We start from the raw sequence: 15,123 nt of genomic DNA, 5'->3' as shown, positions 1-15,123 counted from the left end.
GTTTTTAAATTTTCGTAATCGATTTTCGTTAACTATTGGTTGTGATTGTAAAAATGGTCGGATAGGGATTACAAAAATAACAAACTGATTTTGAATCATCCTGCTATCTGTGTATTTTATTGTTAAGATAAGGAAAGTTTTTTATTCTTTGATCAATCTCGGTAAATTTTCATTAAACCACTTAAATTTATTGAGTACCATAATATGCGTGCCTCCTTTGATGGGAATGCAGTCCGAAATATGTTGTATAGGAAATACCAAATCTTTGTCTCCGTTGATATGAATTGTGTTTGGCAATGGTTTTTCTTGATTCCAATTGACAATTTGCTCAATAGACCAATCGATGTAGTGTTTGTCTCTAACTGAAAGATATTCTTCATACAAATCCAAACGTTTCGTTGCCAAGTTTCCAAAAGCAACTTTACGCAAGACTTCTATATTATTGACTAAGCCTGTAGGAAGGAGTTTATAGAGTTTTGTAGCACGTGCAAACTTCATTCTACGAGGTAATTCGCGTTTTGTTTTGACGCTTGAGATCACAAAAATCTTTTTTACATTGATGAGGCGTGCCATTTCTTGTACCAAGATTCCACCAAAGGAAACACCTACTAAAATCACGTTGTCATGCTTCACTTTTTCTACCATTCTTGCTGCATAATGCGCCAAAGTCTCCTTTTTTTCAGGTAAAAACCACTCTAAATAGTGTACTTCAAATTCGTCTTCAGGTAGTACGATGTGCTTGAATATTGCAGGATTGGCGGCCATTCCGGGCATAAAATAAACTTGTATTTTACTTACATTCATACAGATAGTAACATTAAAAACTCGGAAATCTACTCTAAATTTCTTATCTTTGCAAAGTTAAATCAACATTTCTTCTAAACACACCACTTTTTTAAGATTAATTTAAAATTAAACTGCTATGGACAATGCAATTGTTATCAATGATAACGAATTTTTACGTCAATTTGAACACAAGACAGATCACGGGATCGCTAAGATTGAGTATTCATTACAAGAACGTAAAATATTTTTAACGAAATTAATCGTTCCTGAGGAGCTCGACGATGTAGATTTTAAAAACGCATTTATCAAAACAGTTCTTGATAGCATTCAAGAGCGAAATTTGAGAGTCGTACCAACTAGTCCTAAGATTGCTAGTTTTTTACGCAAGAACAAACAGTATAAAGATTTATTGCCTGTAGGCGTCCGAATCTAAAAGTAAAAAGGGAACTTAATCAGTTCCCTTTTTTTTATGTCTAAATGTGTGTTTCTTTATTACTTCTTCAGTTTCTCCAATGCTTCTTTTGCCTGTGCTTCTACTTTTTCAAGTAATGCTTGTAATTCTTTTGGCGCATTGTATTTGTAACGAATATGAATCTTTTTCCCTTTATAGGTTAAGTATGTATTTTGGATATCCATAATCTTTTCATCATCATATTTATCTTGATAACTACTGAAATTTGACTGTTCAAAGTCTTGGAACAACGATTTTGATTTGCTTGTCGTTAACTTTACAGAATGTTTTCCTTGTACCTGCGCATTGAATTTCCCTGTGTAATATACCGTTCCATCTTCGTAAAACTTCATGGTAAACTCTTCACAATTTCCTTTGCATGGCGATTTGTACAATTCGATATAATCACCTTTTGGAACGTCATCACTTGCATTCTGAGTTTTATCTGGATTTTCAAACATGCCAACATTCGTCGTTTCTTCTGTTGGAATTTTTTCTTTTCCTGAAAGTTTTTCGTTGGTATTCATTGTTTTAGATTGATTTTCTGATGAAGTTTTCACTTTTAAAAATTTAATTTCAACCTCATCTGAAGATAAGCTTACGCGATCTTTGTTAAGATTAATGTTGGAAACTTTATACAATGCATTCACAACAGCCATCGAAAAATCTGAATCGCAACACATTTCTGTACAGCCTATACTTTCGAGTTTAATGTTGTTTTTTCCTGTGATTGCATACGTTCCAAAACAATTATTTTTGTCCAATTGTAGTGAAAAATCAGTTTCACTTTTAATGGTTAAAATCACATCATTTGTGGTTTTAGCAATAGTTCCGTTTGTTTTAAGTTCCGTAACCTTCCATGAACTTCCAATAAGTTCTTTGGTAGAAGCATCACAACTTATCAAAGTCAAAACTAATATAGAGAGTAGTGTTGTTTTCATAGTATCTGGGCATTTTTAATAGTTAAATATAAGTATCTATTTGTAATTATAAATAGTTATACCCTCATAATTACATGAATCGTACCAAACGCTTATAAAAACGGTGAAGTGTATTGTATTCTAATCTTTAAAAACAGTAAACACACAAGCTATCTATCAATAAAATATCATTATTTTGAAACTTCGAAATGACCAAGTTCATCATTCCACACTAGCCGATCTTTGTTTTTATTCCAAAAATCTAACCACCATTTGGCATCTTTCTTTTTATCTACCGTTTCATCTTTCGTTAAGAGCGTTAAATAGGTAAACGTATACGTATCAGGATTGCAATTGTGCGCTATAGATTCTTCATCTTCTGGCATTTCATCTAGTTTATACACCAATTTCAAACACTTTTTGGTAATTCTTTCCTTTTCTGGATTGTCTTGTAATGAAATGACAAACGCCTGAAATGCTTTTTTACTAGTTATTTCTGGAATTTCCGCATTTTTATATGTTTTTGGTGTAAATTCTTCTACCGTTTCTCCCGATAAATAATCTTGCCAATTTTTCTGTAGTGCTTGTAATTCATCACTTGTCGAACGGCTCGTTACAATACCAAACCTTTTACTTGTTAATATCTCAAGTAACTGATTGACTCTTCCACTCACTAAAAACAAATCATTTTTAAAGACCAAGCCTTTTCCTTCAAAAGTAATATCTCCATTGATAATTCTATCCCAAATAATCAATCTACTAGTGCCTTTTAACTTGGTTTCTTTTGTATTTGTTATTTGCGCAGCTAATGCTTTTTTATATTCCACATTATCTTTATAATTGTTTACAGAAGCATTCATCGTTAGGAAAACTTCACTCCAACTGGCATCTTGCAAGCACTTTTCTAGAAGTTCTTTCTGAGTAAGTTTTTGTGCTGCATCATACATTTCTATGGTGTAATTCTCAATCGTAGCCTGACTCCAAGAAAGTAGCATTTTTTGTGAGTACATCTGACAACTAAGAAGCGTTACGAATGTACATAATAGTAGTTTTTTCATTATAATTTAGTGGTTTTAACGTTGTACTTGTTTATGGAAAACATAGTTTTTATGTTGTTAAAACTAGAAAAATCTGAATGAACATCAAAAGAAGACGCTTCAAACTGCGTGAAATCATAATTACAGAAAGACAACAGTACTTTTGGAACAGTTAACTGTATTGTTGCGTATCAATTTTAATCAAGCTGTAAAAGAAAATGTGCTTACTATAAATTGACAAAACCGCTTTTGAAATAGATTTTCATATTGTTTCTTATCTTATTTCGTTCTCCGGTAGAAGAGTCTGACATGGAATAAAAGTCATTACTTTTAAATTCTACATATCCATAGATCAATTGCTGTTTTGATGAATCGGGTATTTCAGAGAGCACTATTTTTGTAGCTGTGCAAGGTACATCTAGTCTCAAAATAAAGTCATCATTTTCCTGATATGCATACGTTGCAAAGTCGTCTGAACTCAGCATATGATATAACGTTGCTTTCTGATCACTTATTTGAATATTAAATCCGAATCCACCAAAAATACCATAAGCGCCATCAATTCTAAGTGAACCATCATGCCAATAGTAAAACGATTTAAAAGGTGCTTTTTTAGAAAAATCGGTAGATGAAACATCCAAGCTATCATTTTTATAACTTTCTATGTGAAAACTATTGTGATACGCTTGCATGTCTTGATTCAATGAAGCCAACTCTGGAGCTTCCGTAATATATTTTTCAACTTCATTTTTGATATTTGGGTCAATAATAAGTCCTTCAATATTACTTTTTTGCTCGCTTGAACAAGACATTAATAGCAAAGAGAATACTAATCGTACTAAGTATTTCATGTGTTGATTGTTTTGCTTCGACTCTTCTTTACCTCTTTTTTTAATGCGCTTTTTTTTGCCCATTGATTCAGCTCAGAATTTGGGTCATTTGCCTGTTCGTCAAGTTCAGCTTTCGTTAAACCTTCAAAATTTTTCTTTGTGATATGAATGCTTCTCGACATTTAACTAAACGCAACTTTTTCGTCTACAAAGTCAAAACGAACCATTCCGTCGTCGTCAATTTTAGTCAATGTTACTTGATGAAGTGTATTGACCAACTCAGGATTCCAAGGTGCTTTTACTTTTACATAGTTTTCTGTAAATCCGTGAATGTATCCTTCTTTGTTTTCGCCTTCAAATAAAACCGTTTTCGTTTTCCCGATTTGACTTTCATAGAACGCTCTACGTTTTTTGACAGACAAACCACGTAACATTTTACTACGTTTTTTACGCACATTCTGAGGTACAACGCCTTCCATTTCGGCAGCTACGGTATTTTCACGCTCTGAATAAGTAAATACGTGTAAGTATGAAATATCTAATTCCATCAAGAAGTTATAGGTTTCTAAAAACAACTCGTCCGTTTCCCCAGGAAATCCGACAATTACATCGACTCCAATACAGGCATCTGGCATTACTTTTTTGATTTGCGTGACACGATCTACATACAGTTCACGCATGTAACGACGGCGCATTAAACGCAATAAAGTATTGCTTCCACTCTGCAATGGAATATGAAAATGCGGTACGAATGTGTTACTCTTTGAAACAAAATCAATCGTTTCATTTTTTAGCAAATTTGGTTCAATTGAAGAAATTCGCAAACGCTCAATACCTTCAACTTTGTCCAACGCTTGCACCAATTCTAAAAAGGTATGTTCGTGTTTTTTGTTTCCAAACTCTCCTTTTCCGTAATCACCAATATTTACGCCTGTTAGCACAATTTCTTTGATGTCTTTTTCAGAGATTTCTTTGGCGTTTTTTAATACATTTTCTAAAGTATCACTTCGAGAAATTCCTCTTGCTAATGGAATGGTACAATAGGTACATTTATAATCGCAACCATCTTGTACTTTTAAGAACGCACGTGTACGATCGCCAATTGAATAGCTTCCCACATAAAAATCGGCTTCTTCAATTTCGCAAGAATGTACTTCTCCAAAATCGTTTTTTGTAAGATCATTGATATAATCTGTGATTTTGAATTTTTCTGTCGCGCCAAGTACCAAATCCACACCATCAACAGCCGCTAATTCTTCCGGTTTTAATTGTGCATAACAACCAACGGCCGCCACAAACGCATCAGGATTAACTTTTTGCGCTTGTTTGACAATCGTTTTAAAGCGTTTATCAGCATTTTCCGTAACACTGCATGTATTGATAACATACATATCGGCATGTTCTGAAAAATCTACCTTTTCAAAACCTTCTTCTTGAAAGTTTCGTGCAATTGTAGAAGTTTCTGAAAAATTCAGTTTGCAACCTAGCGTATAAAAAGCGACTTTTTTTCTATCGTTCATTCCTGTACTTTTCTACCAAAACGGTAGCGATTTGTGTTTTTTATTATGTACTTTTAAACCTTTAATTTAGCAAAAAAGCAATTAAGATATTGTATCTTTTATTTAAGTGCGACGATGTGAAATCGATCACAGTTGAGATTCTATAATAACAGAAATTATCAAATTGTTCTCGACTGCGCTCGAACTGACAAAATTATTATAAAAGCCAGCAAATTTACAATTAATTCAGAATATGATAAAATTAACAATGCAACATTTTAAATTGGTAATCACTTATATATCAATTCTTTGTTTGTTGTTGATTTCTTTTTCGTGCCAACAAGACACTTCTGAAAGTAGAGATCATTTAGTTTTTCGTTATAATGAGCATGCCAATATTACTTCGTTAGATCCTGCTTTTGCGAAAGATCAGCGTAATATTTGGGCTGTACATCAACTGTTTAATGGTTTGGTTGAGATGGATTCCGATTTGAATGTCATTCCAGCAATTGCTACTTCTTGGAAAGTATCCGATGATGCCTTGACCTATGTTTTTACATTGCGTGACGATGTACAGTTTCATAAACATGAATTGTTCGGGAAAGATAGTACACGAATCGTTACTGCACAGGATTTTGAATATAGTTTTGGGCGAATTTTAGATGACAGGTTAGCTTCTAGCGGACGTTGGATTTTTAAAAGCGTAAAAAGTTTTAAAGCGATTGATGCAAAAACATTTCAAATTCAGCTAAAACAACCATTTCCAGCTTTTTTGAGTTTACTTACTATGAAATATTGTTCGGTAGTTCCTAAAGAAATTGTGGAACATTACGGCAATGATTTTAGAGCGCATCCAATTGGAACAGGTCCTTTTCAGTTTAAGATTTGGGAAGAGAATACAAAACTGGTTTTACGAAAGAATCCTACTTATTTTGAAAAAGATGAAGCTGGAAATAATCTTCCATATTTAGAAGCTGTTGCCATTACTTTTTTGCCTGATAAACAAAGTGAGTTTTTGCAGTTTGTGCAAGGAAATATTGACTTTTTAAATTCACTTGATCCTTCATACCAAGATGAGATTTTAAATGCTACCGGACACTTACGTGCAACATATGCTGAAGATGTGAATATGATTTCTGGCCCGTATTTAAACACAGAATATTTAGGAATTTTTATTGGTGATAGTACCAATGTTTCTAGTCATCATTTATTACGAAAGGCAATGAATTACAGTTTTGATCGTAAAAAGATGATTACGTATTTGCGAAGCGGAATTGGAACACCAGCTATTCATGGTTTTATTCCGAAAGGATTGCCTGGTTTTGACAATATCAAAGGGTTTGAGTATGAACCAGAACTCGCTAAAAATTTAGTCAATCAATATATTGAAGAAACTGGAAATACAACTCCAGAGGTTGCTATTACCACCAATGGTCAATATTTAAACTTCTGTGAGTACATTCAGCGAGAGCTTGAAAAAGTAGGCATCAAAGCCAGTGTCAATGTGATTCCTGCTTCTACGATTCGTGAATTACGATCGAAAGGAGAATTGCCAATTTTTAGAGCTAGTTGGATTGCCGATTATCCAGATGCCGAGAATTATTTATCACTTTTCTATAGTAAAAACTTCGCGCCTAATGGTCCAAATTATACACATTTTAAAAACCCACAGTTTGACGAATGGTATGAAACTGCACTTCGAGAAACGGATGCAAATCTTCGCGCAAAGCTATATACTAAAATGGATTCACTACTAATTTCAGAAGCGCCATTAATTCCTTTATACTACGATCAAGTCGTACGATTTACCCAAAAAAACGTACAAGGTTTGGGCATCAATGCTCAGAATTTACTAGAACTAAAGCGTGTTTCAAAAACAAACTAATTGTTACATATGTAACATTTTTCTTCTTTTATATACTAATATGGTATATATGTTGAATTTAAAAGAAGAAGATTATGGGATCAGGAGCAGCATTTTACGTTCATGGAGATTTATACCGAACAAGAGTACGGCGTAACAAACGGAATCCTTTCAATAAGAACCGTCGTTATTACAAAGACTACAGGAAGAAAAGTAATTCTCCAAAAATTACAGAAATACAATTAAGCGCTATTCGAGAAAAAATTAAAAAGCAACAGCGCAAAGAGCGAGACAAACTTATTATCGCTTTTATCATTGCAATTCCCTTGACTATTGGGATAATTTCTGGAATATTAAGATTGGGAACTTTTTTAAATTTCTAAATCGTCATTATTAAAATTAGTATCAACCTTTAAAACACTTTATTATGTCTGGTTTTTCATTTTTCGCTATCAGTACTTTACGCAACAATAAACGTAAACGCATCAATAAATTTGATCGTATTAGAGCTTATATTGGTACAAAGATTTCTAGACCATCAGATAAGAAAGTTTCTCAACGTTTATTGAATACAATTAAAACTCGTATGCAACAACAAAATCGTCAATCGCGTCGAAAAACAATTATTATATTTTCGATTGTAGGCTGTATTCTTGCAGTTTCCATGTACTACTTTTTGTTTGTATACCAGGTGTAAACTAAAACTCTTTAGATCAATTTTTAATCTAAAGAATAGCATCATATTTTAAGTCCGTTTCAACAAGTTTTGAGACGGTTTTTTTTGCAATTATTTGGGTAATATATTTTACGATAATACCCTATCTGATATAAAACAAATAATTATATCATGAATAAAACAATTTTATTACTATTTCTATGTGCAACAGCTTTTTTCACTTCTTGTTCGTCTTCAGATGATTCGATTGAAGAACCTACTCCTGAAGAATCTTTTATACGTGCGACTATAGATGATGCAGAACAAAATGCTGACATTATTGGGTATAGCACTTCTACTACAAATGGCGGTTCATCAATACTCTATTCCATTACAGGAACTATTAATACTGATACTACCAACAACACGATTCTTTTAAACATTATTGACGATGAAACTGGCGCTAATGCAGCTCTTTTTGATTTGCCAATCAGAGTCTTCTACAACGGAGTAGATTATAGTGATTCCGATGGAACAATTGCCATTAATGTCACCATAAACAATTCAGAAAAGATTGAAGGTACTTTTTCAGGCGAACTTAGAGAAGCTTCAAATCCAGGTTCTAATATACAAATTACCAATGGTAGCTTTAGAATTTTATTATAGTTTATACTAAATATACACATACAAAAGCCGCTACTTTTTAGTAGCGGCTTTGATATTTAATAAGAGTAATTATTTTTTTAGTCTTTACGCCATTTTTTGGTGCTTTCAAAAACATGTGTTAAAATAGCTTCGTCTTGCGAAGTAAATTCTACCTTACGTCTTGCCATTACGACTTTGGCAACTTCAAAAGCTTTTTTGGTTAAATACGTAGTAAATCCGCTTGCGCCTCCCCAACTATAGCTTGGCACAAAGTTTCTTGGAAAACCAGAGCCAAATATGTTTGCATTTACACCTACAACTGTTCCTGTATTGAACATGGTATTGATGCCACATTTACTGTGATCGCCCATCATGAGTCCACAAAACTGCAATCCTGTTTTGGCAAAGTTTTCTGTTTCATAACTCCACAAACGCACAGGTGCATAATTATTTTTTAGGTTCGAATTGTTACTATCAGCTCCAATATTACACCATTCTCCTAAGACAGAATTTCCTAGGAATCCATCGTGTCCTTTGTTCGAATAGCCCATTAATACTGAATTATTCACTTCTCCACCAACTTTACAATATGGACCTAATGTAGTTGCTCCATAAATCTTAGCAGAAAGTTTTAACACGGAGTTTTCACACATTGCTAATGCTCCACGCACCACACAACCTTCCATAATTTCAGCATTTTCGCCGACATAAATAGGTCCAGAACTTGCATTTAGCGTACAAAAGTTAAGCGTTGCTCCTTCTTCAATAAATATATTTTCTGGCGCAATTACGTTCACTGTTGCCGGAATGGGTTGTGAGGTTCTATCTTTGGTAATGAGATCAAAATCTGCCTGAATAGCTTCTGCATTCTTTGAGAAAATATCCCAAGTATGCTCAATTCGCAAACAATCTTCCTCGTACGAAATCACATCATAAGTATCAAAATCAACCTCATCTTGTTCATCTGTGGCATGAAATGCTATAATTTCATCTCCTGAAAAAATAGCCTGTTTTTCTGTTAATCCTTGAATCAGTGCTACCAATTCTGCATTTGGCAAAAAAGAAGCATTGATCATTACATTTTCTTCCAACTCTACCATTGGATACTTGTCAGACAAATATTCTTCTGTAATTGTCGTAGTAGTTCCGCCTAAATGTGCTTCCCACTTTTCTCTAATCGTTAGTATTCCAACTCGTAAATCGGCAACTGGTTTTGTATAGGTAAATGGTAATAATGCGTTGCGTACCGTTCCATCAAAGAGAATATAGTTCATGATTGCTGAATTTTTGTAAATGTAAAAAAACTTTGCGTTTGAATCTGTGAATGTGATTATTTTTCAAAAAAAAATGTCTCTCAGTTTCCTGAAAGACATTTTGTGTAGTGTAATCAAAATTCTTATTTCTTGAATTTTGCGTATTTGTTTTTGAACTTATCAATACGACCTGCTGTATCTACTAACTTAGACTTACCAGTGTAGTATGGATGTGAAGTTCTAGAAATTTCTAATTTGTATAATGGATACTCAGTACCATCAACTTCGATAGTTTCTTTAGTATCTACTGTAGACTTCGTAAGAAATACATCGTTGTTAGACATATCTTTAAAAGCTACTACTCTATAATTTTCTGGATGTATACCTTGTTTCATCTTTTGTATTCTTTTATAACTTTCTCAATTTTCGAGGTGCAAATTTAATTATTATTTCCGAATGTGCAACATTAAAATAAAAATATTTTTGATATTTTCTAAGCTTGAATTTCTATATTTGTGTCCTACATAAAATTCGTTTTCATGTTTTCAAAAACATCACATTTCGGAATTGCGTTGGGAATTATCCTCATCACCTCTTTCGTACTGCAATATAAACTAAATGTTCATACGAACCCACAAAATGTATATTCTTTAGCAATGTTTCCAGTAATGGCGCTGTTTATGATTTTTGCCATTATCAAAGTGAGTCGCAATGGAGAGCCATTTTCTATCAGAGAAGGTTTAAAAACTGGAATTGGTGTTATTCTGTTGGGAAGTTTGATGCTTTGGGTATACATTATCACTCATGCTACGTATATAGAACCTGATTTTGTAGATAAATTAGCCGTTGTTGCGGAAGATGATTTACGAAAGAACAGTGATTTTACAGATGAGAAGATTCAAGAAAGTATCAAGTTTCTTAAATCGAATTTTAAATTCAGTATTTTTATAGAAAATGTATTTAAAAGTTTATTAAGCGGATTTTTCTTTTCTTTACTAGCCTCTTTAGCTATTAAGTCAAAGATATTTACAAACCCTAAGAATCCTGTATGAATATATCTGTAGTTATACCACTACTTAACGAAGAAGAATCGTTACAAGAGCTACATGCATGGATTGCCCGTGTCATGGAAGCACATCAATTTACGTATGAGATTCTTTTTATTGATGATGGAAGTACAGACAATTCTTGGAACATCATTCACGAACTTTCTCAAAAACATTCTGAAATCAAAGGAATTCGCTTTTTACAAAACTACGGAAAGTCGCAAGCCTTACATGCAGGTTTTAAAGAAGCTGCTGGTGATGTCGTGATTACCATGGATGCTGATTTACAAGACAGTCCAGATGAGATTCCTGAATTATACAAATTGATTACCGAGAAAAAATTTGATTTGGTTTCTGGCTGGAAAAAGAAACGTTACGATTCCGTAATTGCTAAAAATATTCCTTCCAAACTATTCAATTGGGCTGCAAGACGCACTTCAGGATTAAAATTACACGACTTTAACTGCGGTTTAAAGGCATATAAGAACATTGTGGTAAAGAATGTTGATGTGTATGGAGAAATGCACAGATACATTCCTGTATTGGCTAAAAATGCAGGTTTCCAAAATATTGGCGAAAAAGTAGTACAACATCAGGCTCGTAAGTACGGAAAGACAAAATTTGGCTACGATCGTTTTATCAATGGTTTTTTAGATTTGATCACTATTTGGTTTTTGTCTAAGTTCGGAAAACGCCCGATGCATTTATTTGGCGCTTTGGGTGTGTTTATGTTTTTTATTGGATTTGCTGCTGCGGGTTATATCGGAATTATGAAACTGTACAAATTAGCGTACGGTTTAAAAGCTATTCTTGTCACAGATAATCCTTGGTTTTACATTTCGTTAGCCACCATGATTATTGGAACGCAGTTTTTCTTAGCTGGCTTTTTGGGCGAAATTATATTGCGAAGCAAACGCGACAAGGAACGTTACAAAATCAGTGAAACAGAAAACATTTAGAGAAAACACAAAGCTTTTAATTACTTCCCAAACGTAACATATTTGTTCAAAAAGAGTCCAATCTATAAAATCAAATAAATTGATCATGAAAAAAGTAATCGTAGTAATCGCTATATTTTGCATTACCAATTTTGCGTTTAGTCAAACATCGAAGAGTTTTTCTTCTCAAGACTTGAAGCAATACTTGAATGAACAAGTAAACGTTAAACTTAAAAATAATGAAAAATTTCTAGATACATCTTGTACTAAAGATGGATATAATAGAATAGATTATGTTTCAAAAGTTAGCAGAAATTATATTGAAATAACTTGTCCAGAAAGAAAAGGTTATAAATATAAATCAACAACTCGAATTTTAATAAGTGAAATTTCAGCAATTACTTTACTTGAAAAAAACTAGAAACACTACCTACAACAAACTATATGAAAACTGCCGCTAGTCATTACTAAAACTTAGCTTGAGTTTTGTTATTTAACGTTTTAGAGTTACATTTCCTGTAACGGTTCTTCCGCTTTCTAAAGTTAGTTTATACCAATAATCTCCAGATGGTAATGGAACTCCTTTGTAGGTTCCATCCCATTCGCTGTCGGCTTTGATGTAATTGAGATTTTTCCCGTAACGATCGTACAATTCAATGGTCGCATTCGGATAGTATTCTTTTTGCAATAATTGCCATGTATCATTAATATTATCGCCATTTGGCGTGAAGAATTTCGGAAATCCTCCAACTAAAATTGTCTCGTTGGCAGCATCGCATTCGCCACGTCGAACAACCACATCATACACTCCAGGATACAAGTTGACAAATTCATTGGATGTTGAAAATGTATTTCCTCCATTCACCGAATAACTAATATTTTCTGGTTCTGTATCTGGAGTCAAGAGGATTCGAACAGTATTTACATCTTGAAAGTCTTGTATATCAATATTTTCAATAGTTAATGGCGGTTCTGAAATTACTATATAATTCACTTCTTTTTCACAACCTGCACTATTCGTTACCACAACAGTATACGTTCCTGTTTCTGTAACCATAATGGAAGGCGTAGTTTCATTGGTTGACCATTGATAGCTTGAAAAAGATTCTTCAAAAGCCAATTCTACAGCAGAGCCAATATCTCCACATAATAATGCTTGTTGATCTTCCACCGTAGGTTGAGCCACAATATTTAAGGTTACACTTCCTATAAATCCACAATTGCTTCCATACGAAACTCTAAAAAATAATTCACTTGTTGTATTGACATCTACAAATGAAAAATCGTTCAATTGGTTTTCTAACAATAATGCATCATTTCTAGTAGGATATACACTAATCGTAGCGCTTGGGAAGTCTTCTCCTAAAGAAGCTTCTATCTGTGAGATGGAAATATTTGTATCATCAACTTCGCAAACATCAATGGTATCATACACACCTAAATTGCTTCCTGGATTTACACTCAATCGCACTTGCGTAATGGTAAAACAGTCTACATAAGCAAATACACGCGCATACAATATTTGATTGTTTACAGTATTGGCATAAAAATCATTTGTGATGATGTTCTCATTCATTTGCGCATCATTCAGGTTTTCAAAAAACATGACATCAATATCATCATTTCCATTGTCTTCTTCAATGACAGTAATGGCTTCTTGCAGATTGAATACTGACAAACCATCCGTGTCATTATCATCAACATCACATTGTTCAATCGTAAATAAAGGTGCGATATTTGGTATTTCTTGAATGACTACAATTTCTGTAAATACTTGATTGGGAGCGTTTGAAAAAGACACATCTGCTGTAACGGTAAAAGTTCCTGCGCTTGAAAACACATGCGAGGTAGAAATTGCATTGGATGTATTGGAAGTTCCTGAAGCCAAATCGCCAAAATTCCAATTTATGCCTGTGATTGTATTTTCAGAAGCTACTGTAAAGGTAGTTTGATCGCCCAAACAAAAATTTTCAATCGTAGCAACACTTTCATAATAAGATTGCACCGTAGCTGGCAGACCAAAACGTGCAAAGTTATTGCCTAAATCAACACTTTGATAGTCAAATCCGCAAGCAGCTTCTAACAAATTTGGAGTATTGATTGTAGATAGTTTAGCAGACGGCAATGAATGGTAAATTCGCTTGTCTAATCCAAGTTGTAAACTTCCGGCTAATGATGGCGTTACCTGCGCTGCTGGATAATTATGAACTATATATTTTGTATTTGGAACATCTGCGGAAGTAACATCAAATTGCTGTATCTGAATATTGGATAATGTAGTCGTTAAAAAGAATTTTCCAGACGTATACAATCGTGAAGAATTTGAAGAAAATTCAACTCCATAAAATGTAATATCATCAGCTAAGAATTCTCCATTACTCACAGAGCCTGTTGTTGGATTAAAATCGTATAAGTATAACGAACCTGCTTGTTCTGGCTCAAATAACGTATGTGCAATAGCTAGTTTTTGACCGTTAGGTGAAATTTTCATGTTTCCTCTTATATTTCTAAAATCAGAAACACTATTGGATGTATTTGATACAATCGGAATGGCATTTACGCCAGCCGTAGTCACCTTAAAACTAAAAAACTGAGAACTACGATGTGTTACTACCCAATAATCTCCATCGGAACTAATCGTTGCTGATACTTTCTCAGAACCATTTACCAATAAGTTTACATTTTTCGTGGTTACATTTCCCATTCCGCCGCCGAGCGACATGTCTACAATAGAATAATTAAATCCATTACTTGGTCCTGTATTCGTATCGTTATAAGCGTCTACAACATCCGTGGTGAAAATGTAAAAAAGGTTAGCGTTTCCCGGATTTGGAATAATAATACACGACTGTGTACTGGACAAACTTCCAGCCAAGTCGGTTCCATTTGGCATAATTTGATGCATCCGATTCCATACAGTAACACCATCTGTATAAAACAGCAGTGAACCATTGGCATCAGAAATTGATGAGCATCCTTCTAAGGTATCTACTTGTCCCGTATCTAAACTTGTTGGTATTCCTGAATTAAAGTTTAAACCAGCATTTACACCAAAAAACCAATTAGCGGTTTCCCGTTGCGCCTGTACCGAGACAATGAAAAATAGAAGTATGCAAAAAAATTTTAGAGGATTTTTTTTCATAGCGGTATAATCGGTCATTAAAGTTATTCAAAATATTTTGCCTATCAAAATAGAAAC

At 33.7% G+C, this 15,123-nt stretch carries 15 protein-coding genes; 7 read left to right on the top strand and 8 right to left on the bottom strand.

Annotated elements, in window-relative coordinates:
* Positions 1-141 precede the first annotated feature (141 nt).
* A complete protein-coding gene (locus Q0845_RS24270) occupies positions 142-804 on the bottom strand; it encodes an alpha/beta hydrolase (RefSeq protein WP_298519423.1) in 663 nt (220 codons plus the stop codon).
* 118 nt (positions 805-922) lie between these two features.
* On the opposite strand from Q0845_RS24270, the gene Q0845_RS24265 reads away from it, so the two are divergent.
* Positions 923-1,219, top strand: a complete 297-nt coding sequence (locus Q0845_RS24265; RefSeq protein WP_298519420.1) for an N-acetyltransferase — start codon at positions 923-925, stop codon at positions 1,217-1,219.
* 59 nt (positions 1,220-1,278) lie between these two features.
* Here Q0845_RS24265 and Q0845_RS24260 read toward each other — a convergent pair whose 3' ends face one another.
* From Q0845_RS24260 to mtaB, 4 genes are all read right to left on the bottom strand, one after another.
* Entirely contained in the window at positions 1,279-2,178 is a 900-nt protein-coding gene (locus Q0845_RS24260; RefSeq protein ID WP_298519417.1) for a DUF6438 domain-containing protein, read from the bottom strand.
* Positions 2,179-2,348: 170 nt separating this feature from the next.
* Positions 2,349-3,215, bottom strand: a complete 867-nt coding sequence (locus Q0845_RS24255) for a hypothetical protein (RefSeq protein WP_298519414.1) — start codon at positions 3,213-3,215, stop codon at positions 2,349-2,351.
* 206 nt (positions 3,216-3,421) lie between these two features.
* On the bottom strand, positions 3,422-4,045 hold the full coding sequence (locus Q0845_RS24250) for a hypothetical protein (RefSeq protein WP_298519411.1): 624 nt from the start codon (positions 4,043-4,045) through the stop codon (positions 3,422-3,424).
* 161 nt (positions 4,046-4,206) lie between these two features.
* On the bottom strand, positions 4,207-5,544 hold the full coding sequence (gene mtaB, locus Q0845_RS24245; RefSeq protein WP_298519408.1) for a tRNA (N(6)-L-threonylcarbamoyladenosine(37)-C(2))-methylthiotransferase MtaB: 1,338 nt from the start codon (positions 5,542-5,544) through the stop codon (positions 4,207-4,209).
* 232 nt (positions 5,545-5,776) lie between these two features.
* Between mtaB and Q0845_RS24240 the strand changes: the two genes are divergently transcribed.
* The 3 genes from Q0845_RS24240 (at position 5,777) to Q0845_RS24230 (ending at position 8,708) form a co-directional block, all read left to right on the top strand.
* Entirely contained in the window at positions 5,777-7,408 is a 1,632-nt protein-coding gene (locus Q0845_RS24240) for an ABC transporter substrate-binding protein (RefSeq protein ID WP_298519405.1), read from the top strand.
* 74 nt (positions 7,409-7,482) lie between these two features.
* Positions 7,483-7,770 (top strand): hypothetical protein, encoded by a 288-nt coding sequence (locus Q0845_RS24235; RefSeq protein WP_298519400.1) that lies wholly within the window; start codon positions 7,483-7,485, stop codon positions 7,768-7,770.
* 464 nt (positions 7,771-8,234) lie between these two features.
* Positions 8,235-8,708: a hypothetical protein gene (locus Q0845_RS24230; protein WP_298519397.1), complete on the top strand. Its 474-nt coding sequence runs from the start codon at positions 8,235-8,237 to the stop codon at positions 8,706-8,708.
* A 77-nt stretch (positions 8,709-8,785) separates the two neighbouring features.
* Here Q0845_RS24230 and Q0845_RS24225 read toward each other — a convergent pair whose 3' ends face one another.
* Together Q0845_RS24225 and Q0845_RS24220 are read right to left on the bottom strand one after the other, a co-directional pair.
* On the bottom strand, positions 8,786-9,961 hold the full coding sequence (locus Q0845_RS24225) for a GlmU family protein (RefSeq protein WP_298519392.1): 1,176 nt from the start codon (positions 9,959-9,961) through the stop codon (positions 8,786-8,788).
* A gap of 122 nt (positions 9,962-10,083) precedes the next feature.
* A complete protein-coding gene (locus tag Q0845_RS24220; protein WP_007094320.1) occupies positions 10,084-10,335 on the bottom strand; it encodes a type B 50S ribosomal protein L31 in 252 nt (83 codons plus the stop codon).
* A 144-nt stretch (positions 10,336-10,479) separates the two neighbouring features.
* On the opposite strand from Q0845_RS24220, the gene Q0845_RS24215 reads away from it, so the two are divergent.
* The 3 genes from Q0845_RS24215 to Q0845_RS24205 all read left to right on the top strand — a co-directional run bounded on the left by Q0845_RS24215 (position 10,480) and on the right by Q0845_RS24205 (position 12,345).
* Complete coding sequence (locus Q0845_RS24215) at positions 10,480-10,992, top strand: DUF4199 domain-containing protein (RefSeq protein ID WP_298519387.1); 513 nt, start codon at positions 10,480-10,482, stop codon at positions 10,990-10,992.
* Positions 10,989-11,945 carry a glycosyltransferase family 2 protein gene (locus tag Q0845_RS24210; RefSeq protein ID WP_298519384.1) on the top strand — a complete coding sequence of 319 codons (957 nt, stop codon included), beginning with the start codon at positions 10,989-10,991 and terminating at the stop codon, positions 11,943-11,945. Before Q0845_RS24215 ends, Q0845_RS24210 begins: the two co-directional genes overlap by 4 nt.
* 85 nt (positions 11,946-12,030) lie before the next feature.
* A complete protein-coding gene (locus Q0845_RS24205) occupies positions 12,031-12,345 on the top strand; it encodes a hypothetical protein (RefSeq protein WP_298519381.1) in 315 nt (104 codons plus the stop codon).
* A gap of 72 nt (positions 12,346-12,417) precedes the next feature.
* On the opposite strand, the gene Q0845_RS24200 is transcribed toward Q0845_RS24205, so the two are convergent.
* Entirely contained in the window at positions 12,418-15,066 is a 2,649-nt protein-coding gene (locus tag Q0845_RS24200; RefSeq protein ID WP_298519378.1) for a T9SS type B sorting domain-containing protein, read from the bottom strand.
* Between the last annotated feature and the right edge of the window lie 57 nt (positions 15,067-15,123).

This window comes from uncultured Kordia sp., from assembly GCF_947489565.1.
Taxonomy (GTDB): domain Bacteria; phylum Bacteroidota; class Bacteroidia; order Flavobacteriales; family Flavobacteriaceae; genus Kordia.
Note: the sequence above shows the minus strand (reverse complement) of the source record. Positions and strands in the feature narration are given on the sequence as shown.

Bases quoted from the DNA above. Each gene is read 5' to 3' on its own strand.
- Q0845_RS24270 (WP_298519423.1), bottom strand. From the start codon at position 804: ATGAATGTAAGTAAAATACAAGTTTATTTTATGCCCGGAATGGCCGCC.
- Q0845_RS24265 (WP_298519420.1), top strand. From the start codon at position 923: ATGGACAATGCAATTGTTATCAATGATAACGAATTTTTACGTCAATTT.
- Q0845_RS24260 (WP_298519417.1), bottom strand. From the start codon at position 2,178: ATGAAAACAACACTACTCTCTATATTAGTTTTGACTTTGATAAGTTGT.
- Q0845_RS24255 (WP_298519414.1), bottom strand. From the start codon at position 3,215: ATGAAAAAACTACTATTATGTACATTCGTAACGCTTCTTAGTTGTCAG.
- Q0845_RS24250 (WP_298519411.1), bottom strand. From the start codon at position 4,045: ATGAAATACTTAGTACGATTAGTATTCTCTTTGCTATTAATGTCTTGT.
- mtaB (WP_298519408.1), bottom strand. From the start codon at position 5,544: ATGAACGATAGAAAAAAAGTCGCTTTTTATACGCTAGGTTGCAAACTG.
- Q0845_RS24240 (WP_298519405.1), top strand. From the start codon at position 5,777: ATGATAAAATTAACAATGCAACATTTTAAATTGGTAATCACTTATATA.
- Q0845_RS24235 (WP_298519400.1), top strand. From the start codon at position 7,483: ATGGGATCAGGAGCAGCATTTTACGTTCATGGAGATTTATACCGAACA.
- Q0845_RS24230 (WP_298519397.1), top strand. From the start codon at position 8,235: ATGAATAAAACAATTTTATTACTATTTCTATGTGCAACAGCTTTTTTC.
- Q0845_RS24225 (WP_298519392.1), bottom strand. From the start codon at position 9,961: ATGAACTATATTCTCTTTGATGGAACGGTACGCAACGCATTATTACCA.
- Q0845_RS24220 (WP_007094320.1), bottom strand. From the start codon at position 10,335: ATGAAACAAGGTATACATCCAGAAAATTATAGAGTAGTAGCTTTTAAA.
- Q0845_RS24215 (WP_298519387.1), top strand. From the start codon at position 10,480: ATGTTTTCAAAAACATCACATTTCGGAATTGCGTTGGGAATTATCCTC.
- Q0845_RS24210 (WP_298519384.1), top strand. From the start codon at position 10,989: ATGAATATATCTGTAGTTATACCACTACTTAACGAAGAAGAATCGTTA.
- Q0845_RS24205 (WP_298519381.1), top strand. From the start codon at position 12,031: ATGAAAAAAGTAATCGTAGTAATCGCTATATTTTGCATTACCAATTTT.
- Q0845_RS24200 (WP_298519378.1), bottom strand. From the start codon at position 15,066: ATGAAAAAAAATCCTCTAAAATTTTTTTGCATACTTCTATTTTTCATT.